This is a genomic window from Pseudomonas sp. Pseusp9, from assembly GCF_059491265.1.
On record NZ_CP168500.1, the window covers coordinates 5,319,541 to 5,346,179 of the forward strand.

Sequence of the window (26,639 nt, forward strand, 5' to 3'; positions counted from 1 at the left end):
GGCGGGCAACAATGGCCGCGGAAACAAAACTATGGCGCCAGCCCCGCCACCATGCCAGCGACGTTCGTCTTGTGAATCGAAGGTTATCAGGCCAGCCGATGACCGCCCCGGTTCGGTTTGGTCGTCTTCGAAGCGGTGAGGTGGGTCAGCGAGTTTGCCGCGAGGTCCAGTCGTTCCATTAACAGTTGTACTTTCGATTCCATCGGGAAGCTTCCTGCGCCGCTCGGGACTTATTTATATCCCGGCACTTTGCATTCGCAAATATTTCAGACTGGCGACACGCCACTCAAGACCAGGAATGACAGGTCGGATACCGACTGCCAGCACACCATTACCGTCCCGCATGATTGCCAAGCCCGGAGAGGCCGGTGTACAAATGAGCCGCTGCTATCAGGAAACAGGCTTCAAAAGCGCTACCTCGGTGAACCCGTAGCACCTCTGAAACTCCCTAAAAACTGTAGCCCTATTGGTAAGACGCGACATTTAATTATAAGATCGCGCCTTCCCCTATTTCGTCGCCCCGTGCGGCTTACGCCGCAGGTCTCGCCCGTTGTTCCGTCAAACAAGGCTTTGAGCATCTGCGGTTTGTAGCAAAAAGGTAGTCAATGATGAGCGCAAGGCACTTTCTCTCCCTGATGGATTGCACGCCCGAAGAGCTGGTCAGCGTGATCCGTCGAGGCGTTGAGCTCAAGGACCTGCGTAACCGCGGCGTACTGTTCGAGCCTCTGAAAAACCGCGTCCTGGGGATGATTTTCGAGAAGTCCTCGACCCGCACCCGGATCTCCTTCGAGGCCGGCATGATCCAGCTCGGCGGCCAGGCGATCTTCCTGTCGCCACGCGATACTCAACTGGGCCGTGGCGAGCCGATCGGCGACTGCGCCATCGTCATGTCGAGCATGCTCGACGCGGTGATGATCCGTACCTTTGCCCACAGCAACCTGACCGAATTCGCCGCCAACTCCCGCGTACCGGTGATCAACGGCCTGTCCGATGACCTGCACCCGTGCCAGTTGCTGGCGGACATGCAGACTTACCTCGAACACCGTGGCTCCATCCAGGGCAAGACCGTGGCCTGGATCGGCGACGGCAACAACATGTGCAACAGCTATATAGAAGCGGCGATCCAGTTCGACTTCCAGTTGCGCGTTGCCTGCCCGGAAGGCTACGAGCCCAATCCTGAATTCGTGGCCAGGGCCGGCGATCGGGTCACCATCGTTCGCGACCCGAAAGATGCCGTGCGTGGTGCACACCTGGTGAGCACCGACGTCTGGACCTCCATGGGCCAGGAAGAGGAAACCGCCAAACGCCTGAAGCTGTTCGCACCGTACCAGGTCAACCGTGCCCTGCTCGACCTGGCGGCTGAAGACGTGCTGTTCATGCATTGCCTGCCGGCGCACCGTGGCGAGGAAATCAGCGTCGACCTGCTCGACGACCCGCGCTCGGTGGCCTGGGATCAAGCCGAAAACCGTCTGCATGCGCAAAAAGCCTTGCTCGAATTTCTCGTTCCGCCTTCGTACCACCACGCATGAGCCAGCCATTACTGCTTAACCTGCGCAACCTTGCCTGCGGCTACCAGGACCAACGTGTGGTGCAGAACCTGAACCTGCATTTGAACGCTGGCGACATCGGTTGCCTGCTGGGCTCTTCCGGTTGTGGCAAAACCACCACACTGCGGGCGATTGCCGGCTTCGAACCGGTACATGAAGGCGAAATCCAGCTGGCTGGCGAGACCATCTCCAGCGCCGGTTTCACCCTCGCCCCGGAGAAACGTCGCATCGGCATGGTGTTCCAGGACTACGCGCTGTTCCCGCATTTGAGCGTGGCCGACAACATCACCTTCGGTATTCGCAAGCACCCGCAAAAGGATCGTGTTACCGAAGAGCTGCTGGAACTGGTCAACCTGAAGAACCTCGGCAAACGCTTCCCCCATGAACTTTCCGGCGGGCAGCAGCAACGTGTCGCCCTGGCCCGTGCATTGGCGCCGGATCCACAACTGCTATTGCTCGATGAGCCGTTCTCCAACCTCGATGGCGAATTGCGCCGCAAGCTCAGCCACGAAGTACGCGACATCCTCAAGGCCCGTGGCACCAGCGCGATTCTGGTGACACACGATCAGGAAGAAGCCTTCGCGGTCAGTGACCACGTTGGCGTGTTCAAGGAAGGTCGACTGGAACAGTGGGATACGCCCTACAACCTCTACCACGAACCATTGACGCCCTTTGTGGCCAGCTTCATCGGCCAGGGCTATTTCATTCGCGGTCAATTGAGTAGCCCCGAATCGGTGCTAACCGAGCTGGGTGAGTTGCGCGGCAACCGGGCCTACACCTGGCCGGTCGGTGGTGCCGTGGACGTACTGCTGCGCCCGGACGATATCGTCCATGCACCGGACAGCGCATTGAAGGCGCGAATCGCCGGCAAGACTTTCCTGGGTGCATCGACCCTGTATCGCTTGCAGCTGCCGACAGGCGCACAACTGGAATCGATCTTCCCGAGCCATGTCGATTGTCAGGTTGGGGCGGATGTAGGTATTCGTGTCGCGGCTGAACATCTGGTGCTGTTCCAGGCGTCAGGCAGCACGGCAGCTCAGATCCCTGCCGTTGAATCAGGTGTCCGGCGCTACAGCACGGCCAACTGATACACACGAAACAATTGTGGGAGCGAGCCTGCTCGCGAAAGCGGCGTGTCAGCCAATTGTTATGCTGACTGTCAGTCCGCATTCGCGAGCAGGCTCGCTCCCACATTGAACCGGACTCAACCCAGCATCAGCGTTCCGCTCGCCACGAGCGTCGCATTCCCGCCGATCTTCACCCGATCACCTTCCAGCCGGCAGAACAACTCCCCTCCTCGCGTCGAGCGCTGACACGCCGTCAGGCTCGGCTTGCCCAAACGCTTCGACCAGTACGGAATCAGGCTGCAGTGGGTCGATCCGGTGACCGGATCTTCGTTGATGCCGATCGCCGGTGCGAAATAACGGGACACGAAATCGTGTTGGTTGCCTCGCGCCGTCACGATGGCGCCCAGCCACGGCAATTTTGCCAGGGCCACCATGTCCGGTTTGCAGTCAAGCACCGCCTGCTCGGACTCCAGCACCACAAACAACTCATTCGAGCCCAGCACATCGACAGCCTCAACGCCGAGGGCGCGTTCGACATCCAGGGTCACGCCGATTTCCGTGGGGATGATCGACGGGAAATCCAGCCACAGGCGATCACCTTCACGCGTTACGCTCAACGGGCCGGATTTGCAGATAAAGTCCAGTCGCTCGACGGATTCCTTGTAGATCTCAAACAACACAAAGGCGCTAGCCAGCGTCGCATGACCGCACAAGGGTACCTCGGTGGTCGGGGTGAACCAGCGGATGTGCCAGCCATGCCCTTCGCGCACGACAAACGCCGTTTCGGCGAGGTTGTGTTCGGCAGCAATTTTTTGCATCAATTCATCGGCAAGCCAGGTATCGAGTCGATAGACCATCGCCGGGTTGCCGCTGAATGGCTGATGGCTGAACGCGTCGACCTGATGGAACTCCAGTTGCATAACCTTCTCCCTTTGTCAGATCGCTGAGCATGCAGCGCCGGTCGAACTGGCACCAGTCACAGAGCTGACTGATTTTCACCATACAGCGCCGCGCAAACTCCAACGGTCATGCACGGCCGATATCGGCAAACTTCGCCTGGGTGTGTTCGGCCAGCACGGCCGGTGCCAGTTCAACTTCCAGTCCACGCCGACCCGCACTGACAAAAATGCTGGCGAAGGCTTGGGCCGAATTATCAATGAACGTACGCAACCGCTTTTTCTGCCCCAGCGGACTGATCCCGCCCAACAGATAGCCAGTGGAGCGCTGCGCTGCCGCCGGATCGGCCATTTCAACCTTTTTCACGCCGGCGGCATGGGCCAACCCTTTCAAGTCCAGGCTGCCGACAACCGGCACCACAGCCACCAGCAACTCGCCTTTTTCGCTGGCCGCCAGCAACGTCTTGAACACCTGTGCCGGATCGAGCCCGAGTTTTTCCGCTGCCTCAAGCCCGTAGGAGGCAGCCTTCGGGTCATGTTCGTAACTGTGTACGCGATGTTCGGCCCGAACCTTTTTCAACAAATCCAATGCGGGGGTCATGGCAGCTCCAGACAGGGCGGCAGAAGAAAAATACTGCGCCGGATTCTAGGACATTGATCGTTAAAAGGCTCTACGGCAGCTCATCCATAACGCTATCGCCTGGCCATCCCCTTGCCGAACGACTTGTTCATTCATGCGACGAATAGTTTATTTATGACTGATGGTTCACTTTCGACCTTTGACAGTAGCGTTTCTTGTCTATATTTTTTCGTTTCTGAAACTGCACGAAATGTCCTACCGCAGCACCTGACAGTAAACCGCGACCAGGATGGGTCTTGTCTCGGCGAAAACCGCGCTTCGACCTGATGGAAAAAAGCGCCAGACAACAAAAATAATTGAGGTTTCAATGACAACTGCTTTACAACAACCGTCGCTCTCGAGCCAATGCATGGCCGAGTTTCTGGGTACGGCGCTGCTGATCTTCTTTGGTACAGGTTGTGTTGCCGCGCTCAAAGTCGCGGGTGCCAGTTTTGGCTTGTGGGAAATCAGCATCATCTGGGGCGTCGGCGTCAGCATGGCGATCTACCTCACCGCCGGGGTTTCCGGGGCTCACCTGAACCCTGCCGTGAGCATTGCCCTGAGCATTTTTGCGGACTTCGAAAAGCGTAAATTGCCTTTCTATGTACTGGCCCAAGTGGCGGGGGCCTTCTGTGGAGCGCTGTTGGTTTACACGCTCTACAGCAATCTGTTCTTCGAATTCGAACAAACGCAGCACATGATTCGCGGCACTCAAGCCAGCCTTGAACTGGCCTCCGTGTTCTCCACCTTCCCGAACCCTGTGTTGACCACCGCCCAGGCATTTCTGGTCGAGGTGATCATTACGGCCATCCTGATGGGCGTGATCATGTCCCTGACTGACGACAACAACGGACTGCCCAAAGGTCCGTTGGCGCCGCTGCTGATCGGCCTGCTGATTGCGGTGATCGGCAGCTCGATGGGACCGCTGACCGGTTTTGCCATGAACCCAGCACGAGACTTCGGCCCCAAACTGATGACTTTCTTCGCCGGGTGGGGTGAAATTTCCTTCACTGGCGGCCGCGACATTCCGTACTTCCTGATTCCGGTTTTCGCACCGATTGTCGGTGCCTGCCTCGGCGCGGCGGCCTATCGCGGGCTGATTGCCCGTCATCTGCCAAACGCCACACCTGCTACAAAGGAAGCAATACCGGCCATCGACGGCAAACCGAGAACTTCCTGATACCGTTGGCGCGTGCCCCTGTCCTTTGATCACGCGCCAGACCTCACCCCCTTCTTTCGCCCAAGGCAATCGACATGACCGACACACAGAATAAGAACTACATCATTGCCCTCGATCAGGGTACGACCAGCTCCCGCGCGATCATTTTCGACCGCGATGCGAACGTGGTCTGCACCGCCCAACGGGAGTTCGCGCAGCATTACCCGCAAGCCGGTTGGGTCGAGCATGACCCGATGGAGATCTTCGCCACGCAAAGCGCCGTGATGGTCGAGGCCCTGGCACAAGCTGGCCTGCATCATGACCAGGTCGCCGCCATCGGCATCACCAACCAGCGCGAAACCACCGTGGTGTGGGACAAGAACACCGGCCGCCCGATCTACAACGCAATCGTCTGGCAGTGCCGCCGCAGCACCGAGATCTGCCAGCAGCTCAAACGCGATGGCCACGAGCAATACATCAGCGAAACCACCGGCCTGGTCACGGACCCGTATTTCTCCGGTACCAAACTCAAGTGGATCCTCGACAACGTCGAAGGCAGCCGCGAACGCGCGCGCAACGGCGAGTTGCTGTTCGGCACGGTCGACAGCTGGCTGATCTGGAAGTTTACCGGCGGCAAGGTCCACGTCACCGACTACACCAACGCCTCGCGCACCATGCTCTTCAACATCCATACCCTGGAGTGGGATGCGAAGATGCTGGAGGTGCTGGATATTCCGCGCGAAATGCTGCCGGAAGTGAAATCCTCGTCGCAAATTTATGGTCACACCAAAAGCGGCATTGCCATTGGCGGTATTGCCGGCGACCAGCAAGCCGCCTTGTTCGGCCAGATGTGCGTCGAGCCAGGCCAAGCGAAAAACACCTATGGCACCGGCTGCTTCCTGCTGATGAACACCGGCGACAAAGCAGTGAAATCCCGACACGGCATGCTGACCACCATCGCCTGCGGCCCGCGTGGCGAAGTGGCCTACGCGCTGGAAGGCGCGGTATTCAACGGCGGTTCCACCGTGCAATGGTTGCGTGACGAACTGAAGATCATCAACGACGCCCACGACACCGAATACTTTGCCAATAAGGTCAAGGACAGCAACGGCGTGTATCTGGTGCCGGCTTTCACCGGACTTGGCGCACCCTACTGGGACCCGTACGCCCGTGGTGCATTGTTCGGCCTGACCCGCGGCGTGCGTGTGGACCACATCATTCGCGCAACCCTGGAATCAATTGCCTACCAGACCCGCGACGTGCTCGACGCCATGCAGCAGGATTCCGGGGAACGCCTCAAAGCCCTGCGCGTGGACGGTGGCGCAGTCGCGAACAACTTCCTCATGCAATTTCAGGCCGACATCCTCGGCACCCAGGTCGAGCGCCCGCAAATGCGCGAAACCACGGCACTCGGCGCCGCTTACCTGGCAGGCCTGGCCTGTGGCTTCTGGGGGAGCCTGGAGGAGCTGCGTGGCAAGGCGGTGATCGAGCGCCAGTTCGAGCCGGCGCTGGATGAAACGACGAAGGAAAAACTTTACGCCGGCTGGAAAAAAGCCGTCAGTCGTACCCGCGATTGGGCGGCTGAAGACGAGGCTGAATAAGCCAGGACACAGACTGGTATCTGCATGTAACTGGTAGGGAGTGGATTCCTGCGGCATCATGGGCAAATTTTGCACGGCAGCCCAAAGGACGCCCCATGAATCTGCCTCCCCGTCAGCAACAAATCCTCGAACTGGTTCGCGAACGCGGCTATGTCAGCATCGAGGAAATGGCCACGCTGTTCGTCGTTACCCCGCAGACCATCCGCCGCGATATCAATCAGCTCGCGGAAGCCAATTTGTTGCGTCGCTACCACGGCGGCGCGGCTTACGACTCAAGTGTCGAAAACACTGCCTACGCCATGCGCGCCGATCAGATGCGCGATGAGAAACAGCGTATCGGCGAAGCCATCGCCGCGCAGATTCCCGACCATGCCTCGTTGTTCATCAACATCGGCACGACCACCGAATCCATCGCCCGGGCACTGCTCAACCACAGTCACCTGAAGATCATCACCAACAACCTGCATGTGGCATCGATGCTCAGCGCCAAGGACGATTTCGACGTGCTGCTGACTGGTGGCAACGTACGGCGTGACGGTGGTGTGGTGGGTCAGGCCAGTGTCGACTTCATCAACCAGTTCAAGGTCGATTTCGCCTTGGTCGGCATCAGCGGCATCGATGAAGACGGCAGTCTGCTGGACTTCGACTATCAGGAAGTGCGGGTATCCCAGGCGATCATCGCCAATGCCCGGCAGGTGATCCTCGCGGCCGATTCCAGCAAGTTCGGACGCAATGCCATGATTCGCCTGGGGCCGATCAGCCTGGTCGATTGTCTCGTCACCGATCAGCAGCCCTCCCCGGCGCTGGCGCAGCTGTTGAACCAGCACAAGGTTCGGCTGGAAGTCGTTTAACCGCCCTGGATTTCCATCGTCGGTACTGACGCCTTCGCGAGCAGGCTCGCTCCCACAGGCCCTGAGCCTCCCTTGTGGGAGCGAGCCTGCTCGCGAAAGCGATCTACGTTGCACCACTCTCTTGTGCCATGCCGCACCTCTAAATGTTCGTAAATTTTCTTTTAACGGCCCTTCGATGAGTATTTTCAATCGAAGCCGACTGGCTGTGCGCGTCTTTATGGGCTAGTATTTTCGCAAATGAACATTAATGTTCGAATTCAAATACAAAACTTCAAAGAATTCCGAGGCCTAGCCGATGCCCACTTCCACCTTGCCCACGCCTCCTCTCGCCGAGGTCTACGATATCGCCGTCATCGGTGGCGGGATCAATGGCGTGGGGATCGCAGCGGATGCCGCCGGCCGCGGTCTGTCGGTGTTCCTTTGTGAAAAGGATGACCTGGCCAGCCACACTTCATCGGCCAGCAGCAAACTGATTCACGGTGGCCTGCGTTATCTCGAACATTACGAATTCCGCCTGGTGCGTGAAGCCCTGGCTGAACGCGAAGTGCTGTTGGCCAAGGCCCCCCACATCGTCAAGCAAATGCGTTTCGTGTTGCCGCACCGCCCGCACTTGCGCCCGGCCTGGATGATCCGCGCCGGCCTGTTCCTCTATGACAACCTGGGCAAACGCGAGCAGCTCGAAGGTTCGAAAAGCCTGAAGTTCGGCCCCGATAGCGCGCTCAAAAGCGAGATTACCAAGGGCTTCGAATACTCCGATTGCTGGGTCGACGATGCGCGCCTGGTGGTATTGAACGCCATGGCCGCCCGGGAAAAAGGTGCCCACATTCACACCCAGACCCGCTGCGTCAGCGCGCGTCGTACCAAGGGCCTGTGGCACCTGCACCTGGAACGCGCCGATGGCAGCCTGTTTTCGATCCGCGCCAAGGCATTGGTCAACGCGGCTGGCCCTTGGGTCGCCAAGTTCATTCGGGACGACCTGAAGATGGAGTCGCCTTATGGCATCCGTCTGATTCAGGGCAGCCACCTGATCGTACCGAAACTGTACGAAGGCGAACACGCGCACATCCTGCAAAATGAAGATCAGCGCATCGTGTTCACTATTCCGTACCTGAATCAGTTCACCCTGATCGGCACCACGGACCGCGAGTACACAGGCGATCCGGCAGCCGTTGCGATCACCGATGGCGAAACCGACTACCTGTTGAACGTGGTCAATGCCCATTTCAAAAAGCAGATCAGCCGCGACGATATCCTGCACAGTTATTCCGGGGTGCGCCCACTGTGCAACGACGAATCCGACAACCCCTCGGCCGTGACCCGCGATTACACCCTGGCGCTATCCGGCACCGGCGAAGAAGCCCCGCTGCTCTCGGTGTTCGGCGGCAAGCTCACTACCTATCGCAAACTGGCCGAGTCGGCACTGGCGCAACTGGCACCATACTTCAAGCACATCCAGCCAAGCTGGACCGCCAGCGCCACGCTGCCGGGCGGTGAAGGCATGACTACTCCGCAAGCCTTGAGCTCGCGTATCCGCGACCAATTCGACTGGATTCCGACCGAGATCGCTCGCCGCTGGGCCACCACCTACGGCAGCCGTACCTGGCGCATGCTCGAAGGCGTACAGGACCTCAGCGATTTGGGCGAGCACATCGGCGGCGGTCTCTACACCCGTGAAGTGGACTATCTGTGCAGCGAAGAATGGGCCACCAGCGCCCACGACATCCTCTGGCGGCGCAGCAAGCTGGGTTTGTTCACGACAGTGGCCGAACAGGAAAAGCTCAAGGGCTATCTGAACCAGGTCGAACAGAACCGCAGCAAGATCGAAGCGGCCTGATCGGTCGCCGGCATGAATAAAAGCCCCTGGGTCTCACGATCCAGGGGCTTTTTCGTATCTATGGGTTTCAGTCGCGCAAATCCGATTCGTGAATCGGCTGCTCTCGGTGAGTCGCCCGTTGATACTGCGCCGGCCACACGGCCTTGTGCCCGCCCAGATCGTCATCTGCATGCAGCGCCCAGTACGGATCGCGCAACAACTCGCGGGCCAGGAAGATGATGTCCGCCTGACAGGTGCGCAGGATGTGCTCGGCCTGGGCCGGTTCGGTGATCATGCCAACCGTGCCGGTGGACATGCCCGACTCCTTGCGCACACGCTCGGCGAAGCGGGTCTGGTAACCCGGCCCGGTGGGAATCTCGGCATTCACCGCGGTCCCGCCCGACGAAACGTCGATCAGATCCACACCGAGGACTTTGAGGCGACGCGCGAGCTCCACGGTTTCATCGGGGTTCCAGCCGTCCTCCACCCAGTCGGTGGCCGAGACCCGGACAAACACCGGCAATTCTTCAGGCCACACCGCACGCACCGCTTCAGTGACCTGCAGCACCAGCCGAATGCGATTTTCGAACGAACCGCCATATTGATCGCGGCGCTGATTGCTCAAGGGCGACAAGAACTGATGCAGCAGGTAACCATGGGCGGCGTGCACCTCGACCACCTTGAAACCGGCCGTCAGCGAGCGCTTTGCCGCATCGACAAAGGCCTGGATCACCTTGGCGATCTCGCCTTCATCGAGTTGTCTGGGCTGGGTGTGCTGTGGATCGAACGCAATCGGTGAAGGGCCGACCGGCACCCAGCCGCCATCGTCGGGTTTGACGCTGCCATGCTTGCCGAGCCACGGCCGGTGGGTGCTGGCCTTGCGTCCGGCATGGGCCAGTTGAATGCCAGCAATGGCGCCCTGGGCGTTGATGAAGCGGGTGATGCGTTGCAAGGGTTCGATCTGCTCGTCATTCCACAGACCGAGGTCCTGAGCCGTGATTCGTCCGTCGGCGGTGACTGCCGTAGCCTCGGTAAATACCAGCCCGGCCCCGCCGACAGCGCGGCTGCCGAGGTGGACCAGGTGCCAGTCATTGGCCAGGCCATCGACGCTGGAGTACTGGCACATCGGCGAAACGGCGATGCGGTTGGGCAGGGTCAATTGGCGAAGGGTAAAGGGTTCAAGCAGCAGACTCATGGGGCACCTCTCGTATCAGTGGGCAGGCTCCAGGTTCTGTTTGAATAGTCGACGAGTGACAGGAAAAAGGTACAACACCCGCCCCCGCGGGCAAAAAAATTGACAAGACGTCACAAGGATAATCAAGCAGTGCTTAGAGCCTAGTCGACATCAGGGGATGTCGCCCCTTGTAGGAGCGAGCTCGCTCGCGATGGACGACAGGACACCGCGGGGTATCAGGTCCCCAGCGCCATCGTTCACGTCCATCGCGAGCGAGCTCGCTCCTACAGGTGCCGGATTCAACGCGGTTCGATGTGGGCAATCATCAGTTGAACCGTCTCGTTGCCACGAAACTCATTGAGGTCGAGTTTGTAGGCCAGTTCCACCCACTTGATGGTGGGATTCGGCCAGATGTCGCGGTCGATCCCGAAGGCAATGCCATCGAGTTTCACCGAACCACATTCACTTTTCAGCACCACTTTGAGGTGCCGTTCGCCCACCACCCGCTGCTCGACCAACCGGAACACCCCATGAAACAACGGCTCCGGGAAGTGTTGCCCCCAAGGGCCGGCATGCCGCAGGGCGCGGGCCAGCTCCAGGTGAAACTCTTCCACCGCCAGGGTGCCGTCCGACAGCAGGCGACCAGTCAGGTCTTCTTCGCGCAGTTGCCGGCGCACTTCAGCGTCAAAGGCTTCGGCGAACAAGGGGAAGTTCGCCTCCGGCAGCGTCAGGCCGGCCGCCATCGCGTGGCCGCCGTACTTGGTGATCAGATTCGGATGCTGCGCCGCCACCACGCTCAGGGCGTCGCGGATGTGAAAGCCCTGGACCGAACGCCCCGAGCCTTTGAGCAGACCGTCTCCGGCATCGGCAAAGGCGATGGTCGGGCGGAAATAGCGCTCTTTCATCCGTGACGCAAGGATACCGATGACACCCTGGTGCCACTCGGGATCGAACAGGCACAAACCGAACGGCATCGACTCCACCGGCAGATCCTTGAGTTGCGCCAGCGCTTCGCGCTGCATGCCCTGCTCGATGGTTTTGCGATCCTGGTTCATGCCGTCCAGTTGAGCAGCCATCTCACGGGCAAGACCTGCGTCTTCGGTCAGCAGGCATTCGATGCCCAGGCTCATATCATCCAGACGCCCTGCGGCGTTCAGGCGCGGGCCGACAATGAAACCCAGGTCGGTGGAGGTGATACGCGCATGATCGCGCTTGGCCACTTCGAGGATCGCCTTGATCCCCGGTCGGGCACGTCCGGCGCGAATCCGTTCCAGCCCCTGATGCACCAGAATCCGGTTGTTGGCATCCAGCGGCACCACGTCGGCCACGCTGCCCAAGGCCACCAGATCGAGCAATTCGCCGATATTCGGCTGCGGCTTGCTGGTGTACCAGCCCAACTCGCGCAACCGCGCACGCAGGGCCATCAGCACGTAGAAAATCACCCCGACACCAGCCAGCGCCTTGCTCGGAAACTCGCAACCGGGCTGGTTCGGATTGACGATGGCGTCAGCCAACGGCAACTCGTCACCGGGCAAGTGGTGGTCGGTAACAAGCACCTTGAGCCCGGCCTTTTTCGCCGCGGCCACACCTTCGACGCTAGAGATGCCGTTGTCGACGGTGATCAGCAAATGAGGCTGACGCTCAAGCGCGACCGCGACGATCTCCGGTGTCAGGCCGTAACCGTAGTCAAAACGGTTCGGCACCAGGTAATCGACATGCGCCGCACCCAGCAAACGCAGGCCCAGCGTGCCCACGGTACTGGCTGTCGCGCCGTCGGCATCGAAGTCGCCGACGATCAGAATGCGCTGGCGTTGTTCGAGCGCCGTCACCAATAGATCCACAGCGGCATCGATGCCCTTGAGCTGCTGGAACGGAATCAACCGCGCCAGGCTCTTGTCCAGTTCTGCCTCGGATTGCACGCCCCGCGCCGCATACAGGCGGGTCAGCAGCGGCGGGATATCACCGAGGAATGGCAGGGTGTCGGGCAGCAGGCGAGGTTCAATGCGCATGGGGTGAAAGATGCTTCTCTTCAATACGTAGGATAAAACCGGGTGACACGCTAATGCAGCGGCGAAAAATCAGCCGCGCTCACCGGCCAGCCACTGCAACTGGACTTCGTGCTGACCACGGTCGTCGGTGACGAAAATCGTCCCTTCACTGATCATTACGTCCCACTTGATAACGCGTGGCATGTCCTTGGCCAGGGTTTCCAGGACTTCCTGAGGTACAGCGGCGATGTTGACGTTTTTCAGGTTTTTCACCGCCGGCACCACTTTGCCTTCCCACACGCGCAGGCTGCCATAGGCCAGCAGGCTGGTACGCTCAGTGCGGCGCGAGCACCAGGTCAGGCGCTCGGCATCCGGCTGGCCGACTTCGATCCAGTGCAGGACGCGGTCATCCAGGCTTTTTTCCCACAAGGCAGGTTCATCCACTTCCGACAGACCACGGCCGAACGACAGCTGCTCGTTGTACCAAAGGGCGTAGGCCAACAGGCGCACGGTCATGCGCTCTTCGGTTTCCGAAGGGTGACGGGCAATGGTCTGCTTTACGCTCTCGTAGACGCTGCGGTCGAGGTCGGTAAGGTTCAGTTCAAACTTGTAGGTCGTGGACGGCTGGGCCATGAACGGGCTTCTTGATACGAGGAAAGGCGGCAAGTCTAACCGATGCGCAAGGTATTCCACGAATTGAAGGTGATCGACCTGAAGCGTCTGACAGTCGGCTATGTTAAAACGCTGTATTCGCTCATCCCTTGCCCTACAGGATTTCGTATGCCGTTCACCGCCAAACCGCTTTCCGGTCTGAAAGTCATCGAATTGGGCACCTTGATTGCCGGCCCGTTTGCTTCGCGCATTTGCGCCGAGTTCGGTGCCGATGTGATCAAGATCGAATCCCCGGACGGCGGTGATCCATTGCGCAAATGGCGCAAGTTGTATGAAGGCACCTCGCTGTGGTGGTTCGTTCAGGCGCGTAACAAGAAATCCCTGACCCTGAACCTGAAACACCCGGATGGCCTGGCGATCCTGAAACAGCTGCTCAGTGAAGCGGACATCCTGATCGAGAATTTTCGCCCCGGGGTCCTGGAAAAGCTCGGCCTGGGCTGGGAAGTCCTGCACGCGCTGAACCCGAAACTGGTCATGGTGCGGCTGTCGGGTTTCGGCCAGACCGGCCCCATGAAAGATCAGCCGGGCTTCGGTGCTGTTGGTGAATCCATGGGCGGCCTGCGCTACATCACCGGCTTCGAAGACCGGCCACCCGTGCGCACCGGCATTTCCATCGGCGACTCGATTGCTGCGCTCTGGGGTGTGATCGGCGCACTGATGGCCCTGCGTCATCGCGAGGTCAACGGCGGCCAGGGGCAAGTGGTGGACGTGGCGCTTTATGAAGCCATCTTCGCGATGATGGAAAGCATGGTCCCGGAGTTCGATGTGTTCGGCTTCATTCGCGAACGCACGGGCAATATCATGCCGGGCATCACCCCGTCCTCGATCCACACCAGTGCCGATGGCAAGCACGTGCAGATCGGCGCCAATGGCGACGCGATTTTCAAACGCTTCATGCTGATCATTGGCCGGGAAGACCTGGCCAACGACCCCCTGCTGGCCAGCAACGATGGCCGCGATGCCCGACGCGACGAGATTTATGGCGTCATCGATCGCTGGGTCAACTCGTTGCCGCTGGACAGCGTGCTGGCGCTGCTCAATCAGGCCGACGTGCCGGCCAGCCGGATCTTCAGTGCCGAAGACATGTTCAATGACCCTCAGTACCTGGCGCGGGAAATGTTCCTGCAAGCCAGACTGCCGGATGGCAAAGACTTCAAGATGCCGGGCATTGTGCCGAAACTCTCAGAGACACCCGGTGAATGTGAATGGGTCGGGCCACAACTGGGTGAGCACAACGCACAGGTACTCCAGGAACTTGGCTATGACGCGACACAGATCGCACAGTTGCGCAAAGACGGAGCCATCTGAACTGGGGCGCCTGCCTGCATGGCCCAATAGACATCGCCCCTCGCACGGCGGATGGCCGCTGTGTTTACTGGCGATTCTCTTGCTCCTTGAACCGCTCCCGTCAGCCCTGGCGCAACCCGGGGAAAGCCTGATCTGGCTCAAGCGCGACCTGCCGCCGCTGACGATTTTCGACGGCCCCAAAAAGGGCCAGGGCGTTATCGATCAATTGCTTCCCCTGTTGATTGCCGGCATGCCGCAATACCAACACAGTGTGATGAGGGTCAATCGCGCGCGTGGATTGCAAATGCTTCACGAACCGACCCTGGTCTGCGATGCCGCGCTGAACTGGAGCAAGGAACGGGAACAGTGGATCGCCTTCTCCATCCCGGTCTTCCGTGCCATGAGCAATGGCCTCGCCGTGCGGCGCGTTGACCAAAAGGTGCTGGCCCCCTTTATCAAGGACGGCGAAGTGGACCTGGCAGCGCTGCTTGCCAGCGGTAGCGAAAAACTGGGGATTATTGCCGAGCGCAATTACGGCGAATACCTGGACGGGCTGCTCAAGCAAGCGCCGGCAGACTCGCTGACCCCTCATTACGGCAACGACGCCCTGGGCAGCCTGCTGCAAATGCAGCGCCTGGGACGCTTGCGTCTGCTGTTGGGCTATCGCCCGGAAATTCGCTACCAGGCCTCACAGCAAGGCATCGCCGAGGATGAGCTGCAGTTCTATCCGATTCGCGGCACGGGCAAATACCTGTCTGGCTACATCGGCTGTACAGATACGCCAAAGGGCCGGCAGGCCATTGTCGAGATCAACCAGGTATTGCGCACCCTTCCCCGCGAACAGCTTGATGAGGCCTACGCCGCCTGGCTGGATCCGCAAAGCCGCAGTGATTACCTGAAAGACACCAAGGCGTTTTTCGACAATCTGGCGCAGCCATGACAAATCCCGGGCAAAAAGAAACCCCGGGAAGTGGGGAGACGACCCGAGGTTAAACGTGGTCTGCCTGGAGACCAGTAGCAGCAAGCTACAAGCACCGGAGCACAATGCTTGATCCTGCTGTTAAAAAGTCTGACTGACCTGGGCGCGGGAAGGTTCCCACAAAATTCCGTTCAATTGCGGCTGGCCAGAAGCTTGTCCTGCGCTGCATTGCGCAATGCCGCAATGACACAAGGCTCCAGACGTCCTTCAGCGATCAGCACATCGCGATGCAAACCGTCGACCACGTCCGTCAGCAGGCGTTTGTCATTCAACTGGGCCTGATTGAACTCACGCTCGACCACGGTCTCGCCGATAGCATTCTTCAGGGTCACCCGGCATTCGCCACGAGTACCTGACGGGCTCAATATGACCTGATACGGGCTCAGTGCCTCACCGAGCAACAGACTGATACTTTCCATCCCGATCACCACTCAATAGTCCGAAAACAACGTGCCTGGGGCATGCCTGCAACAGATGACCACTGGCCCGAGAAGAAAGTTCTGGATACCGACCGCAAGCGAACCTGCGGCTCGGTCAGGAGAGCATGCACGGCAAACATGACAGAGAAAAAACGCCAGCATCACGTCTGTCGGGTACGCCGGGCGATATCGGCCCAGCCTCCCAACAATCCACGCAGCTCGCCATCGGCCGTGTAAAACGGCACTGTCCACTGGTAGATATCCCTGACACCGTCCTTGAACAGCAATTGGCGCTCGAAGAAGCGTGTCCTTCGCGTACTCAACTGCACCAGAAATTCGGCATGCAGCAGTTCCGCGGTTTGCCTGGGCATGACGTCGACTTCGATCAACTGCCGCCCCTGCATCCGGTCAAATCGCGTCGACAAGGCGTCCTCATAGCTTTTGTTGCACATGATCAAACGCCCCTGCAGATCACGGACAAACATCGGGTCAGGCATGGCATCCATCAGTGCATGCTGGAATGCGAGCTGATCGCTCAGATCCCTTTGGGCCTCGACCCGTTGCCTGACCACCACCGCCAACCGCCGATTCCAGAGCAGGGACAACAGGCCGAACAGGCTGACCACAAACATGCCCCAGCAGACCCACTGGTCAAATCGCTGCCAGACGCCGGGCGCCTGTAGCGTGGTGGCGCCACCGAACCACTTCAGGCGAAGGCTGCGCAATTCCTGTTCAGGAAACGCCTCAAGCGCCTTATTGAGGATACTCAGCAACTGCGGCTGACCTTTACGCACTGCCAGATAATCCGCATCCCATTTGCCCGGCACCACAGCCCCGATCTGCAGCCGGCCCGACGGAAAAAGCCGGGCGCCGATTTCGTTTTCGATGGTGGCGTAGGCTTCGCCGCTTTCAACCCAGGCACGGGCTTCGGCGTAGGTTTTAACCGAATGCAATTCGATAGACGGATAATCACGCCGGATCATTGCTTCCAGTGCATGCCGGGTCGGCAGCACCAGTACTCGCCCCGCCAGTTCCTCCAGCGACTGCACCGTCGGTGCCCCGGCCCGCCCGACAAAGACCCATCCCGCACCGCCGAACGCATGGCTGAAGTCGAGAAACGCCTTGCGCTCGTCATTCATTGACAAGGTCGTGCTCATATCCGCTGCGTCGCTTTCCAGGTGCGCCAGCATCTGATCGGTGGAAAAAGACTCTTCGTAAACGAACTGCAACCCGGTCATGTCACTGATGCGCTTGAGCAGGTCACTGTTCAAGCCCGTCCATTGGCCCTGCTCATCCTTGAACAGGTACAACGGGTATTCCAGCGCCGTGACCACGACCTGTGGATGGCTCGCCATCCACTGCGACTCCTGGTCATCCAGCACGACCATTGAACGAGCAACAGACTTCCCACGCTCCTGAATCGATGCCGGGCTCGCCCCTGCCCATTCGGTGACTCCCAGAATGCCGAATAACATCAGCCAGCGCGCGACCGGCTTGAACACACTTGTAAAGAGCATTCCCACGTCCTTGGTAATCCACTCGCCTGTCCTTTCGCGGCGATAACACGACAAGTGTGCATGCAGAAATGAAAAAGCCCGTCAGGAGACGGGCTTCAAAATGTAACAGCGGTGACCGATTACAGCGGCTTACCACGGTTGCCATGCTGACTGACAAAGGCCTGCACGGCCTTCAGGTCATTTGGCAATACGGTGCAACGTTCGTCTCGTTCAAACAAATCAGAAAGATGTACGGGCAGTTCGAGAGCTTTTCCTACACCGGCTTTTTCCACGGCATCCGGGAATTTGACCGGGTGGGCAGTGCCCAGGATCACCATTGGAATGTCCAGGCTACGGCGGCATTCCCGCGCGGCTTTCACGCCGATGGCAGTGTGCGGATCCAGCACTTCGCCGGTCTGCTCATAGACTTCGGCGATGGTTTCGCAGGTTTGTGCGTCATCCACGGCCAGCGAATCGAACAACTTGCGGGCTTCGGTCCAGCGCTCCTGCTCGACACTGAAACCGCCGCCCTGCTTGAACGAATCCATCAGCCCGGCGATTGCCGCGCCATTGCGACCATGCAGGTCGAACAGCAGGCGTTCGAAGTTCGACGACACCATGATGTCCATCGACGGCGACAGCGTGGCGTGCAGGGTTTCCTTGACGTACTGGTTGCCGCTCATGAAGCGGTGCAGGATGTCGTTGCGGTTGGTGGCGACGATCAACTGGTTGATCGGCAGGCCCATGTTGCGCGCCAGGTAACCGGCGAAGATGTCGCCGAAGTTGCCGGTCGGCACCGAGAACGACACCGAACGCGCCGGGCCGCCCAACTGCAGGGCTGCGTGGAAGTAGTAAACGATCTGGGCCATGATCCGCGCCCAGTTGATCGAGTTCACGGCGACCAGGCGAGTGCCCTTGAGGAAACCCTGGTCGGCGAAACTCGCCTTGACCATTTCCTGGCAGTCATCGAAGTTGCCTTCGATGGCGATGTTGTGGATGTTCTCACCGAAAATGGTGGTCATCTGCCGACGCTGCACTTCGGACACACGGTTGTGCGGGTGCAGGATGAAGATGTCGACGTTTTCGCAGTGCTTGCAGCCTTCGATGGCGGCCGAACCGGTGTCACCGGAGGTGGCGCCGACAATCACCACGCGCTCGCCACGCTTTTCCAGCACATAGTCGAGCAGACGACCGAGCAGTTGCAGGGCGAAGTCCTTGAACGCCAGGGTCGGGCCGTGGAACAGCTCCAGCACCCATTCGTTGCCGTTCAGCTGACGCAGCGGCGCGACGGCGTTGTGGGCGAACACGCCGTAGGTTTCTTCAAGAATCTTTTTGAAATCGGCATCCGGAATGCTGCCGGTGACGAACGGGCGCATGACGCGAAAAGCCAGTTCGTGATACGGCAGGCCGGTCCAGGAAGCAATTTCTTCCTGGGTGAAACGTGGCAGGTTTTCCGGGACGTACAGACCGCCGTCGGAGGCAAGGCCTGCCAGCAGGACGTCTTCGAAATTCAGGGCCGGTGCCTGGCCGCGGGTACTGATGTAACGCATGACTGACTCCAATGGACAGTGTTCGTAAAGCCGGGCCCGCGCACGGGCCCGGTGAACGATAACGACTTAGTTCAGGTGCTCGACACGAATCCGCACGACCGGACCGACCACACCCGCCAAGGCTTCCAAAGCAGCGATGGCATCATTGATGTGCTGTTCCAGCACGCGGTGAGTCAGCAGGATCATCGGCACAAGACCGTCGTGCTCCTCGGCTTCCTTCTGCATGATCGACTCGATGTTGATGCCGCGCTCCGAAAGGATGCTCGCGACCTGAGCCAATACGCCTGGATGGTCCTTGGCCTGAATACGCAGGTAGTAGGCGCTTTCACAGGCTTCGATCGGCAGGATCGGGTGAGCCGACAGCGAATCCGGCTGGAACGCCAGGTGCGGTACGCGGTTTTCCGGGTCGGAAGTCATGGCGCGGACCACGTCCACCAGGTCGGCGATCACCGACGAAGCGGTCGGCTCCATACCGGCACCGGCACCGTAGAACAGGGTCGAACCGGCAGCATCGCCGTTGACCATCACTGCGTTCATCACGCCATTGACGTTGGCGATCAGGCGATCGGCCGGGATCAGCGTCGGGTGCACGCGCAGCTCGATACCGGCCGCGGTGCTGCGCGCCACGCCCAGGTGCTTGATGCGGTAGCCCAGCGCTTCGGCGTAGTTCACGTCAGCGGTGGTCAGTTTGGTGATGCCTTCGGTGTAGGCCTTGTCGAATTGCAGCGGGATGCCGAACGCGATGGAGGCCAGGATCGTCAGCTTGTGAGCGGCATCGATACCTTCAACGTCGAAAGTTGGATCGGCTTCGGCGTAACCCAGGGCCTGGGCTTCGGCCAATACGTCTTCGAAGGTGCGACCCTTCTCGCGCATTTCCGTCAGGATGAAGTTGCCGGTGCCGTTGATGATGCCGGCCACCCAGTTGATGCGGTTGGCGGACAGGCCTTCGCGGATCGCCTTGATCACCGGAATACCACCGGCCACCGCCGCTTCGAACGCAACGATCACGCCCTTCTCGCGGGCCTTGGCGAAAATTTCATTACCGTGAACGGCGATAAGCGCCTTGTTCGCGGTGACCACATGCTTGCCATTCTCGATGGCCTTGAGTACCAGCTCACGGGCAACGGTGTAGCCGCCCATCAGCTCTATGACGATGTCGATCTCAGGGTTCGTGGCCACTTCGAAGACATCGGTGGTAATCGCAATACCGGTCGTTTGGAACTGAGGCTTTGGCGTGCGAATGGCAATTTGTGCCACTTCGATCCCACGCCCGGCACGACGAGCAATTTCCTCGGCGTTGCGCTGAAGTACGTTGAAGGTACCGCCACCGACGGTTCCTAACCCACAGATGCCTACTTTGACCGGTTTCACTGTGAACTCCCCATAAAACGGCCGACTCGAGGCCGGCCGTGAAAACAACCGCAGGCTCGCGGCTCTCTATTGATGGCCCGGCGATGTCGCTGCCGGACCATGATCGTCAAGGCTTGCCGTGACGATGCGAATTTACTTCGCGCCCAGCGCCAGTTTGGCGACTTGTGGCGCAGGCTGGTAGCCCGGAATGACCTGACCGTCGGCCAAAACGATGGCCGGTGTGCCGTTCACGCCGATCGACTGGCCGAGTGCAAACTGTTTGGAAACCGGGTTATCGCACTTGGCGGCCTTGATTTCCTTGCCGTCGACCATTTTGTCCATGGCCGCTTTCTTGTCTTTCGAGCACCACACCGCCTGCAGCTGTTCGTCTCCCGGCGAGCCCAGACCCTGGCGCGGGAACGCAACGTAGCGCACTTCGATGCCGCGCTTGTTCAGCTCAGGCACTTCGGCGTGCAGCTTGTGGCAGTACGGGCAGGTGGTGTCGGTGAATACGGTGATGTGCGACTTGGTTTCGCCAATGGCCGGGTAGATCACGGTTTCGGCAACCGGGATGTCGTTGATCAGTTTGGCGATGCCCAGGCGCTCGGTCTTCTCGGTCAGGTTGACCGGCTTGCCGTCCTTGAGATCGAACAGATAGCCCTGGACCACGTACTGGCCGTCGGCACTGGCGTACAGCACACGGCTGCCCTTGAGCTTGACTTCGTACAGGCCTGGCAACGGGCTGGCGGTGATGCTTTCCACCGGCACTTCGAGCTGGAGGTTTTCCAGGCTTTTACGAATGGCTTTGTCGGCCGCGTCATCGGCGACGGCAAAGCTGCTGACCAACGCAATGGCTGCGGCGGCGAAAATCTGGGTCAGACGCATGAGAACTCCTGAAGGCGAACATATGGGACGATCAGAACGCCCGTGCCAAGACACCGGGTCATAACCGCCCATCGTGCAAACCGGTCAAGCCTATCACATAAGGTTCGTGGGGCCGAATGCCGGTGATACAAGGCATTGGCGAATGCTTTCTGTAGGAGCGAGCCTGCTCGCGATGGTCGTTAACGATAATGCGTGCTGACTGGTTTAACGCGGCGCTCTTGAGATCATCGCGAGCAGGCTCGCTCCTACAAGGGGTTTACGGTCAGCCTCTGGGGTGGTGTCTGGCATGCAGATCCTGCAAGCGCGCACGGGCAACGTGGGTGTAGATCTGGGTCGTCGACAGATCGCTGTGCCCCAGCAGCATCTGCACCACCCGCAGGTCGGCGCCGTGGTTGAGCAGGTGCGTGGCGAAGGCATGGCGCAGCGTGTGCGGCGACAACGACTTGCCGATCCCGGCCACCCTGGCCTGGTGCTTGATCCGGTGCCAGAAGGTCTGACGGGTCATCTGTTCGCCACGCTGACTGGGGAACAATACGTCGCTGGGACGCCCGCCAAGCAGCTCACTGCGGGCATCACGCATGTAGCGTTCGACCCAGACAATCGCCTCCTCGCCCATCGGGACCAGTCGCTCCTTGCTGCCCTTGCCCATCACTCGCAATACGCCTTGGCGCAAATTGACCTGCTCCAGCGTCAGGCTGATCAGCTCCGTCACCCGCAGACCACAGGCGTAAAGCACTTCAAGCATGGCGCGGTCGCGCTGTCCGATGGCTTCGCTCAAATCAGGCGCCTTCAACAGCGCTTCCACATCGGCCTCCGACAAGGATTTGGGCAGCGGTCTGCCGAGCTGCGGCATATCGACCCGTAACGTTGGGTCGACAGCGATCATCTTTTCCCGCAACAGATAGCGATAGAAGCCACGCACCCCCGAGAGAAATCGCGCGGTGGAGCGAGGCTTGTAGTTTTGCTCCAGGCGCCAGGCCAGGTGATCAAGAATCAACTCGCGCCCGGCATTGACCAGCTCCAGCCCTTTGTCCTGTAGCCAGCCGTTGAACAGCGTGAGGTCACTGCGATAGGCATCGCGGGTGTTATCGGAAAGACCTTTCTCCAGCCACAAGGCGTCGAGAAATTGGTCTATCAGCGGGTGATCGATGGCAGGCATGGGCACTCAAATCACACAGTCTCGAGACTGCGCACAAAATTAAAAACAGGCATGGAATCGGCCGCTAGTCTTTCACAGGCCGCCAATTCAAGGAACAGGGAGCAGCAATGAGCGAGCAGCAGATTTTATTGGTATTTGGCGGGATAGGCGCAGCGGCGCTGCTTTGCCAATGGCTGGCCTGGCGCCTGAAACTGCCAGCGATACTTTTCCTGTTGTTGACCGGCATCCTGGCTGGCCCAGGGTTGCACTTGCTCGACCCGCAGGAAATGTTCGGGCCACTGTTGATGCCGCTGGTATCCCTGGCGGTGGCACTGATCCTGTTCGAAGGCAGCCTGACCCTGCATTTGTCCGAGTGGCGCGAAATCGGCAGCGTCGTCCACCGCCTTGTCACGATTGGCGCCCTATCCACTTGGGCGGTGATTGCCGTCGCCACTCACTGGCTGCTGGGTTTCGACTGGATGCTGGCCATCCTGTTCGGCAGCCTGACCCTGGTGACCGGACCGACCGTGATCGTGCCGATGCTGCGCGTTGTGCGCCCGAAAGCCTCGATTGCCAACATCCTGCGCTGGGAAGGCATTGTCATCGACCCCATCGGCGCCCTGCTGGCTGTGGTCGTCTATAGCTTCATCATTGCCAGCACCGAAGGCAACGGCTTCAAGGAAAGCCTGCTGACCTTCGGCGGCGTGATTGTGTGCGGCAGCTTGTTCGGTGTTTTGGGCGGCTGGTTGCTCGGCACCCTGATTCGTCGCCAGTGGTTGCCGGAATACCTGCACAACCTGGCGGCGCTCGCGGCAGTCCTGGGCATTTTCATTGCCTCCAACGAGGTTACCCATGAATCCGGATTGCTGGCCGTGACCTTGATGGGCATGTGGCTGGCCAACATGAAAGGCGTGGACGTGCGGCACATCCTGCATTTCAAGGAGAACCTCAGCGTGCTGCTGATCTCCGGCCTGTTCATTCTGCTGGCGGCACGGCTGGACCTGAATGCCATGATCGGCCTCGGGCCCCTGGTGCTGATTTTGCTGCTGGTCATTCAGTTCGTCGCCCGACCTTTGAATGTGCTGCTGTGCACGGCGGGCTCCAGCCTGAGTTGGCGCGAGCGGGCCCTGCTGGCATGGATTGCCCCGAGGGGCATCGTGGCAGCGGCGGTGTCGGCAATCTTCGCCATCCGCTTGCATGAGACTGGTCATCAGGGGGCACTGCTGCTCGTGCCGCTCACCTTTGCGGTAATCATCGGTACGGTCGTGTTGCAAAGCGCGACAGCACGACCGCTGGCACGCCTGCTGAAGGTGGCGGAACCGGCACCGAGCGGTTTCCTGATCATCGGTGCCAACGGACCCGCGCGCACGCTGGGCAAGGCGCTGCAACAACTGGGCAGCCGGGTGCTGCTGACGGATTCGAGCTGGGAGAACATTCGTGCAGCCCGAATGGAAGGTTTGCCGACCTATTTCGGCAACCCGGCGTCGCAACATGCCGATGCGCACCTGGACCTGGTCGGCCTCGGGCATTTGCTGGCACTGTCCCCCTCCGGTGAGATGAATACCCTGGCGCTGATGCGCTTTCGTCATGAACTGGGCCATCAGCGCATGTTCGGCCTGGCCAGCGGCCAGGAAAGCCGCCGCACCGACAAGCACCGCACCAGCCTGGAGCATCGCGGCAATCAACTGGGCAGCGAAGCGCTGACCTACGCCAAACTCGCCAGCCAATTGAGCCAGGGTACCGAGCTATACAGCACGACTTTGACCGATGGCTTCAGTTGGGACGACTACCGTGCGCTGCATGGCGAGCGTGCAACCTTGCTGTTCGTGCGTGATGAGAGCGGTTGGGTGCACGTGGTGACACCGGACAGCTCGCTGAAACCTGCTGCCGGATGGACACTGCTGGCGTTGATTCAGCCGGAGACTGTTGGCGTCGGCTAAATCGCATCGCGAGCAGGCTCGCTCCCACAGGAGATTTCCAGCGAGCACAAACTTTCGGCTCGTCAAAGAGCTTGTGTGGGAGCGAGCCTGCTCGCGAAGGGCACGATCAGGTCATGTGCCCAGGAATAAATTACAGGCAACAAAAAAGCAGCCCGCAGGCTGCTTTTTTTGCATCGGAAGCTGGACTTAAACCAGTTTTTCCTTGATGCGAGCTGCTTTACCCGACAGGTCACGCAGGTAGTACAGCTTGGCTTTACGTACGTCACCGCGACGCTTGACAGCCATGCTGTCGATTTGCGGGCTGTAGGTCTGGAAAGTACGCTCTACGCCAACACCGTTGGAGATTTTACGAACGGTGAATGCACTGTTTACGCCGCGGTTACGCTTGGCGATAACAACACCTTCGAACGCTTGCAGACGCGAACGGTCGCCTTCCTTCACTTTCACCTGAACGACAATGGTGTCGCCCGGGGCAAAGGGAGGGATCTCTTTGGTCATCTGCTCTGCTTCGAGTGCAAGGATGATTTTGTTAGTCATGCTGTGCTCCTAAGGTAAATCGTCGGATCTACCATCGATACGTTGTTAACTATCGTCCCGCTCGCGGATATATTCCTCGAGCAGCTTCTTCTCTTCTCCAGAAAGCGAGCGGCTTTCCAGAAGATCGGCGCGTCGTTCAAAGGTCCGACCAAGGGACTGCTGTAAACGCCAACGCCGGATGTGCGCGTGATTGCCACTTAGCAATACGTCGGGAACACGCTGATCCGCATACACCTCCGGTCGGGTGTAGTGCGGGCAATCCAGCAAACCATCCGTAAAGGAATCTTCCTCGGCGGAGTCCGCATGCCCTAAAGCTCCAGGCAGCAGTCGTGTAACCGCATCGATCAGGACCATCGCCGGCAGCTCGCCGCCAGACAATACATAGTCGCCAATCGACCACTCTTCATCGACATGAGCATCAATAAAACGCTCGTCAATGCCTTCATAGCGGCCGGCAATCAGGATCAATGCATCCAGATTCGCCAACTCGCGTACCGCCGACTGAGTCAGTTGACGGCCTTGGGGGGACAGGTAAATTACCTTCGCCGCCTCCCCGGCTGCTGCCTTGGCCTGAACCAGAGCATCTTCCAGGGGCTTGATCTTCATCACCATGCCCGGACCACCGCCAAACGGGCGATCGTCCACAGTGTGATGTCGATCCGTCGTGTAGTCTCGCGGATTCCAACAGGTGAGCTGCAAGAGCCCCTGTTTCACCGCACGACTGGTGATGCCGTACTCGCTGATGGCGGAGAACATCTCGGGAAACAGACTGATCACTTCTACGCGCAAGTTAGCCACGCTTAGAAATCCGCGTCCCAGTCCACCTTCATCTCGCCTGCCGCCAGGTCGACGGCCAACACGCATTGCTCCGTATAGGGCAACAGGCGTTCGCGATCATCCAGGCTGCCAGCGCAAGGCTTGACCACCATGACATCGTTCGAGCCGGTCTCCAGCAGGTGATCGATTTTCCCGAACAGTTGTCCGAGAGTGTCGATGACCTTGAGACCTTCCAGCTGGTACCAGTAGTACTCGCCGTCGGTCAGTTCAGGGAACAGGTTGCGCGGCACGCAGATCTCATAACCGGCCAGAAGACGAGCTTCTTCGCGATCATCGAGACCCTTGAGCTTTGCGACCAGGAACTTGTCGTTCCCGCGTCCGCTGACCAGCTCTACCTGCCTTACATTGCCGTCACGCTTGAGCGTCCAGGTTTTGTAATCCAGCAGGTTCTTGATCGGATCAGTAAAGGAATACACCTTCACTTCGCCGCGAACGCCGTGAACAGAATAAATCTTGCCGATAACGATCAAATCATCAGCAATGGCTGGCGTCGCGTTCATATTGCTCAGGCCGCAGCCTTGGCAGATTCCTTCAACAACTGAGCAACGCGCTCAGAAGGTTGTGCACCAACGCTCAGCCAGTAGGCTACGCGCTCTTGGTTCACGGACAGACGAACTTCCTGACCACGAGCAACAGGGTTGAAGTAGCCAACCTGTTCCTTGTGCGAACCGTCGCGCGGGTTGCGGCTGTCGGTTACGGTCAAGTGGTAAAACGGGCGCTTTTTGGAGCCGCCAAGGGCAAGACGGATTGTTAGCATGTGAACATCGTTCCTGTAGTCGGTGCTGCAAATCTAAATGCACAGCGGGCATGGGTGCCCGAAAGGCCGCATATTCT

At 59.4% G+C, this 26,639-nt stretch carries 24 protein-coding genes; 9 read left to right on the top strand and 15 right to left on the bottom strand.

Annotated elements, in window-relative coordinates; genetic code table 11:
• Positions 1-608: 608 nt before the first annotated feature.
• Together argF and ACEN8E_RS24185 are read left to right on the top strand one after the other, a co-directional pair.
• Complete coding sequence (argF, locus tag ACEN8E_RS24180) at positions 609-1,529, top strand: ornithine carbamoyltransferase (RefSeq protein ID WP_495590151.1); 921 nt, start codon at positions 609-611, stop codon at positions 1,527-1,529.
• On the top strand, positions 1,526-2,635 hold the full coding sequence (locus tag ACEN8E_RS24185; protein WP_495590152.1) for an ABC transporter ATP-binding protein: 1,110 nt from the start codon (positions 1,526-1,528) through the stop codon (positions 2,633-2,635). The genes argF and ACEN8E_RS24185 overlap by 4 nt, the downstream gene beginning before the upstream one ends.
• A gap of 116 nt (positions 2,636-2,751) precedes the next feature.
• On the opposite strand, the gene ACEN8E_RS24190 is transcribed toward ACEN8E_RS24185, so the two are convergent.
• Together ACEN8E_RS24190 and ybaK are read right to left on the bottom strand one after the other, a co-directional pair.
• Complete coding sequence (locus ACEN8E_RS24190; protein ID WP_495590153.1) at positions 2,752-3,534, bottom strand: PhzF family phenazine biosynthesis protein; 783 nt, start codon at positions 3,532-3,534, stop codon at positions 2,752-2,754.
• A 106-nt stretch (positions 3,535-3,640) separates the two neighbouring features.
• Positions 3,641-4,111: a Cys-tRNA(Pro) deacylase gene (ybaK, locus tag ACEN8E_RS24195; RefSeq protein ID WP_495590154.1), complete on the bottom strand. Its 471-nt coding sequence runs from the start codon at positions 4,109-4,111 to the stop codon at positions 3,641-3,643.
• 346 nt (positions 4,112-4,457) lie between these two features.
• Here ybaK and ACEN8E_RS24200 point away from each other — a divergent pair, with 346 nt between their 5' ends.
• From ACEN8E_RS24200 to glpD, 4 genes are all read left to right on the top strand, one after another.
• Positions 4,458-5,309, top strand: coding sequence for an MIP/aquaporin family protein (locus ACEN8E_RS24200; RefSeq protein ID WP_495590155.1), 852 nt, complete (start codon positions 4,458-4,460; stop codon positions 5,307-5,309).
• A gap of 74 nt (positions 5,310-5,383) precedes the next feature.
• A complete protein-coding gene (gene glpK, locus ACEN8E_RS24205) occupies positions 5,384-6,889 on the top strand; it encodes a glycerol kinase GlpK (protein ID WP_495590156.1) in 1,506 nt (501 codons plus the stop codon).
• Between the two features lie 95 nt (positions 6,890-6,984).
• Positions 6,985-7,740 (top strand): DeoR/GlpR family transcriptional regulator, encoded by a 756-nt coding sequence (locus ACEN8E_RS24210; RefSeq protein WP_007971301.1) that lies wholly within the window; start codon positions 6,985-6,987, stop codon positions 7,738-7,740.
• A 295-nt stretch (positions 7,741-8,035) separates the two neighbouring features.
• Positions 8,036-9,574, top strand: a complete 1,539-nt coding sequence (glpD, locus tag ACEN8E_RS24215) for a glycerol-3-phosphate dehydrogenase (RefSeq protein ID WP_495590157.1) — start codon at positions 8,036-8,038, stop codon at positions 9,572-9,574.
• Between the two features lie 67 nt (positions 9,575-9,641).
• Here glpD and ACEN8E_RS24220 read toward each other — a convergent pair whose 3' ends face one another.
• The 3 genes from ACEN8E_RS24220 to ACEN8E_RS24230 form a co-directional block, all read right to left on the bottom strand.
• On the bottom strand, positions 9,642-10,748 hold the full coding sequence (locus ACEN8E_RS24220; RefSeq protein WP_495590158.1) for an NADH:flavin oxidoreductase/NADH oxidase: 1,107 nt from the start codon (positions 10,746-10,748) through the stop codon (positions 9,642-9,644).
• Between the two features lie 278 nt (positions 10,749-11,026).
• Positions 11,027-12,736, bottom strand: coding sequence for a single-stranded-DNA-specific exonuclease RecJ (gene recJ / locus ACEN8E_RS24225; RefSeq protein WP_495590159.1), 1,710 nt, complete (start codon positions 12,734-12,736; stop codon positions 11,027-11,029).
• Positions 12,737-12,805: 69 nt separating this feature from the next.
• Positions 12,806-13,348 (bottom strand): YaeQ family protein, encoded by a 543-nt coding sequence (locus tag ACEN8E_RS24230; protein WP_007971297.1) that lies wholly within the window; start codon positions 13,346-13,348, stop codon positions 12,806-12,808.
• A gap of 147 nt (positions 13,349-13,495) precedes the next feature.
• On the opposite strand from ACEN8E_RS24230, the gene ACEN8E_RS24235 reads away from it, so the two are divergent.
• Both ACEN8E_RS24235 and ACEN8E_RS24240 read left to right on the top strand, forming a co-directional pair.
• Entirely contained in the window at positions 13,496-14,695 is a 1,200-nt protein-coding gene (locus ACEN8E_RS24235) for a CaiB/BaiF CoA transferase family protein (RefSeq protein WP_495590160.1), read from the top strand.
• Complete coding sequence (locus ACEN8E_RS24240; protein WP_495590161.1) at positions 14,649-15,614, top strand: TIGR02285 family protein; 966 nt, start codon at positions 14,649-14,651, stop codon at positions 15,612-15,614. Before ACEN8E_RS24235 ends, ACEN8E_RS24240 begins: the two co-directional genes overlap by 47 nt.
• Before the next feature lie 170 nt (positions 15,615-15,784).
• Here ACEN8E_RS24240 and ACEN8E_RS24245 read toward each other — a convergent pair whose 3' ends face one another.
• The 6 genes from ACEN8E_RS24245 to xerD all read right to left on the bottom strand — a co-directional run bounded on the left by ACEN8E_RS24245 (position 15,785) and on the right by xerD (position 22,512).
• Complete coding sequence (locus ACEN8E_RS24245; protein WP_495590162.1) at positions 15,785-16,072, bottom strand: DUF3509 domain-containing protein; 288 nt, start codon at positions 16,070-16,072, stop codon at positions 15,785-15,787.
• Positions 16,073-16,233: 161 nt separating this feature from the next.
• On the bottom strand, positions 16,234-17,589 hold the full coding sequence (locus tag ACEN8E_RS24250; protein WP_495590163.1) for a transporter substrate-binding domain-containing protein: 1,356 nt from the start codon (positions 17,587-17,589) through the stop codon (positions 16,234-16,236).
• Between the two features lie 119 nt (positions 17,590-17,708).
• Positions 17,709-19,118 carry a threonine synthase gene (gene thrC / locus ACEN8E_RS24255; protein WP_495590164.1) on the bottom strand — a complete coding sequence of 470 codons (1,410 nt, stop codon included), beginning with the start codon at positions 19,116-19,118 and terminating at the stop codon, positions 17,709-17,711.
• A 66-nt stretch (positions 19,119-19,184) separates the two neighbouring features.
• Positions 19,185-20,489, bottom strand: a complete 1,305-nt coding sequence (locus ACEN8E_RS24260) for a homoserine dehydrogenase (RefSeq protein ID WP_085715854.1) — start codon at positions 20,487-20,489, stop codon at positions 19,185-19,187.
• 132 nt (positions 20,490-20,621) lie between these two features.
• Positions 20,622-21,353, bottom strand: coding sequence for a bifunctional protein-disulfide isomerase/oxidoreductase DsbC (dsbC, locus tag ACEN8E_RS24265; RefSeq protein WP_495590165.1), 732 nt, complete (start codon positions 21,351-21,353; stop codon positions 20,622-20,624).
• 262 nt (positions 21,354-21,615) lie between these two features.
• Entirely contained in the window at positions 21,616-22,512 is an 897-nt protein-coding gene (xerD, locus tag ACEN8E_RS24270; RefSeq protein WP_495590166.1) for a site-specific tyrosine recombinase XerD, read from the bottom strand.
• A gap of 107 nt (positions 22,513-22,619) precedes the next feature.
• Between xerD and ACEN8E_RS24275 the strand changes: the two genes are divergently transcribed.
• Positions 22,620-24,431 (top strand): cation:proton antiporter, encoded by a 1,812-nt coding sequence (locus tag ACEN8E_RS24275; RefSeq protein WP_495590167.1) that lies wholly within the window; start codon positions 22,620-22,622, stop codon positions 24,429-24,431.
• 186 nt (positions 24,432-24,617) lie between these two features.
• On the opposite strand, the gene rplS is transcribed toward ACEN8E_RS24275, so the two are convergent.
• Genes rplS through rpsP form a run of 4 tightly spaced genes read right to left on the bottom strand, consistent with a single transcriptional unit; the run spans position 24,618 to position 26,562 of the window.
• Positions 24,618-24,968 (bottom strand): 50S ribosomal protein L19, encoded by a 351-nt coding sequence (gene rplS, locus ACEN8E_RS24280; protein WP_008018567.1) that lies wholly within the window; start codon positions 24,966-24,968, stop codon positions 24,618-24,620.
• A 45-nt stretch (positions 24,969-25,013) separates the two neighbouring features.
• Positions 25,014-25,766: a tRNA (guanosine(37)-N1)-methyltransferase TrmD gene (gene trmD / locus ACEN8E_RS24285; protein ID WP_007897583.1), complete on the bottom strand. Its 753-nt coding sequence runs from the start codon at positions 25,764-25,766 to the stop codon at positions 25,014-25,016.
• Positions 25,767-25,768: 2 nt separating this feature from the next.
• On the bottom strand, positions 25,769-26,305 hold the full coding sequence (gene rimM, locus ACEN8E_RS24290) for a ribosome maturation factor RimM (protein WP_429365792.1): 537 nt from the start codon (positions 26,303-26,305) through the stop codon (positions 25,769-25,771).
• Between the two features lie 5 nt (positions 26,306-26,310).
• Positions 26,311-26,562 (bottom strand): 30S ribosomal protein S16, encoded by a 252-nt coding sequence (rpsP, locus tag ACEN8E_RS24295; RefSeq protein WP_007972721.1) that lies wholly within the window; start codon positions 26,560-26,562, stop codon positions 26,311-26,313.
• Between the last annotated feature and the right edge of the window lie 77 nt (positions 26,563-26,639).